We start from the raw sequence: 2,961 nt of genomic DNA, 5'->3' as shown, positions 1-2,961 counted from the left end.
GCTTTCGCCATAGTTATTTTCAATAAAATCCTTTACCTGGGCTTCTGCTGTTTCAGAGATTCGTGTGGAATCTGTACGCAAATATGTGATAAGACCGATACTTCCACGACCTTTTATTTCCACACCTTCATATAACTGCTGGGCTATTCTCATAGTCTTTTGTGTGGAAAAATTAAGAGCCTTTGAAGCTTCCTGCTGCAATGTACTTGTGGTAAAAGGAACCGGTGCCTTTCTTGACCTGTTGCCTTTTTTTACATCACTTACAGTGAACCTTGCAGCCTTTAATTCCTTTACGATTCCATCTAACTGCTCTTTTCCCGTGATTTCAATTTTTCCTTTTTCATTTCCGTAAAAGCTTACCTTGAAATCCTTCTTATTGTATTTCAAAACCGCATCCATATCCCAATATTCCTTAGGAATAAATGCGTTTATTTCATCTTCTCTGTCACAAAGCATTCTTAATGCAACAGACTGGACTCGTCCTGCACTAAGTCCTCTCTTTATTTTCATCCATAGAAGCGGGCTTATACTATATCCAACCATTCTGTCCATAACTCTTCTTGCCTGCTGTGAATCCACAAGATTCATGTTTATCTCTCTTGGATGCTTAAGAGACTCCTTTACTGCCGGCTTTGTAATTTCATTAAATGTAATTCTGGCAGTTTTCTTTGGGTCTAATTTTAATGCATTAGCCAAATGCCATGAAATAGCCTCTCCCTCACGGTCCGGGTCAGTTGCCAGATAAACTTTGTCTGCTTTTTTTACACAGCGTCTAAGTTCTGCCAGCTTGTCCCCTTTTCCACGTATGGTAATATATTTCGGTTCATAATCATTTTCAAAATCAATACCCATCGTGCTTTTTGGCATATCTCTGACATGACCATTTGAAGCTACAACTTCATAATTTGAACCCAAAAATTTTTTAATTGTATTCACTTTTGCCGGTGATTCCACAATAACAAGATATTTTGCCATAAGACTTCCCCTTAACTAAAAATAATCTGAATTTATGTATTTTTTATGGAAAAATAGTTCTCATAAGGTTGTTCTATAAGTCCTTCTAATTGTAATTTCAGCAACATTGTAACTATCTTCTCATATACTATGCCTGTAGTTTCTATTAATTCATATATACTTTTTGGCTGTAAACCTAACTCACTATACAACATCAAAAAATCTTTTTCAAGTATTTTTTCTTTTGTCTTTTCTTTCTTTTGCTCATAATATGCATTATATCCAAGGTCTGAGAGAATGTCATCCACATTTGTAACAATACCTGCTCCTGACTTTATAAGCCTGTTACATCCCTGACTTAATTTGTCGTCTACCCGCCCCGGAACCGCCATTACATCTCCTCCCTGCTCTAATGCCCACTCAACAGTTATTAATGAGCCACTGTTCTCCCTTGCCTCTATTACCACTATTTTGTCCGCCAGCCCACTTATTATCCTGTTCCGCTGTGGGAAATGCCATCCTTCCGGTGAACTTCCCGGAGGATATTCCGATATAATTCCGCCATTATTTATTATGTCCCCATATAACTCAATATTTTCCACCGGGTAGCAAATATCAACGCCACTTCCAATAACTGCATAGGTACTCATACCTCCCTCTATTGCTCCTAATTGACTATATGTATCAACTCCCCTTGCCATTCCACTTATTACCTGCACGCCCCTTTCCGACAGCTCTTTCCCTATTTTTTTTGCCATGTTTCTTCCATAATTAGAGCATGCCCTTGCCCCTACCATTGCCACTGCCGTGGCATTTTCATCCGGTAATTTTCCTTTGTAAAATAAAAAATAAGGTTTATGGTCAAAAGGTATAAGTTTTTCAGGATAATTTTCATCATCTACCGACACAAACTTTATATTGTTTTTCTCAAGTTTTTCAAAATATTCCTTAGGATTAAATCTTTCAATATGCCTTAAAAGTTCTGCTGCTTCTTCACTTTTAAGTCCCCCTGCCTCCACTAATTTCTTCTGGGTTCCATTAAATATTTCCTGTACATCTTTTAGATTTTTCATTATTTTTTGAATTTTTGTAAAATACATCTTAGGTGCCGTGGCTATGCATCCCCACATTTCCTGCTTGTTCATAGTCCCCTCCTTACTGACATGGCTTTATAACTTACTGCCTCTGCAATGTCCTCATATTTTATTTCCTCATGATTTTTTAAGTCCGCTATGGTTCTTGCGGTTTTTAATATTTTTTCATACGCCCTTACACTTAAATCCATATTTTCATATATCTGTCCTATAAGTTCCTGCTCTTTTTTTCCAAGATTGCAGTATTTCTTTATGTTTTCTCCTTCTAACTGACTGTTAAATCTGATTTTTTCATTTTCATACCGTTTCCTCTGAATCTCCACAGCCTTATTTACCCTTTTTCTTATTTCTTCTGAACTTTCCTCTGAAGACTCCCTTGTTAAATCAAAAAAATCCACATTATTCATATGTACGCACAAATCAATTCTGTCTAATATTGGACCACTGATTTTTTCTAAATATTTGTTTACATCCCTTTCCGTACAACTACATTTATTTCTGTCGGGATAATACCCGCATTTGCAGGGATTCATTGAAGCAAGAAGTATAAAATCCGCCGGAAATGAATATGTCCCACCTTTCCTTGATATGACAATTTTCTTGTCCTCTAAAGGCTGCCTCATAGCCTCCATTACTCCTCTGGAAAACTCCGTAAATTCATCCATGTACAGCACTCCCCCGTGAGCCATGGTCATTTCTCCCGGCTTTGGATTTATTCCGCCCCCTGTCATGGCCGTTACCGTTGTGGTATGATGAGGATTTCTAAAAGGCCTTTCTCCTACCAGATTTCCCTCTAATTTCCCTGCTATACTTTGTATTTTTGATATTTCTATTTTTTCATTTTGTGACATCTCAGGAAGTATGGTTTTCATAGCCTTGGCAATGGCAGTTTTCCCTGTTCCGGGCGGCCCCA

The 2,961-nt window shown here is 37.7% G+C and carries 3 protein-coding genes; all 3 read right to left on the bottom strand.

The genetic code is table 11. From position 1 onward, the window contains the following. Positions 1–975, bottom strand: a 975-nt coding sequence (locus Q5O73_RS10405) for a DNA topoisomerase (protein ID WP_302669652.1), incomplete at its 3' end; no start/stop codon positions are given. A gap of 32 nt (positions 976–1,007) precedes the next feature. After that, a complete protein-coding gene (gene dprA / locus Q5O73_RS10400; protein ID WP_302669651.1) occupies positions 1,008–2,099 on the bottom strand; it encodes a DNA-processing protein DprA in 1,092 nt (363 codons plus the stop codon). Further along, positions 2,096–2,961 (bottom strand): YifB family Mg chelatase-like AAA ATPase (locus Q5O73_RS10395; RefSeq protein ID WP_302669650.1); only part of this gene is annotated, 866 nt, incomplete at its 5' end. The genes Q5O73_RS10395 and dprA, both read right to left, overlap by 4 nt.

Source organism: Eubacterium sp. AF15-50 (assembly GCF_934835595.1).
In the GTDB taxonomy this organism is placed as follows: domain Bacteria; phylum Bacillota; class Clostridia; order Lachnospirales; family Lachnospiraceae; genus Eubacterium_G; species Eubacterium_G segne.
The sequence above is the reverse complement of the archived record's forward strand: the minus strand, read 5'-3'. Positions and strand labels throughout refer to the sequence as shown.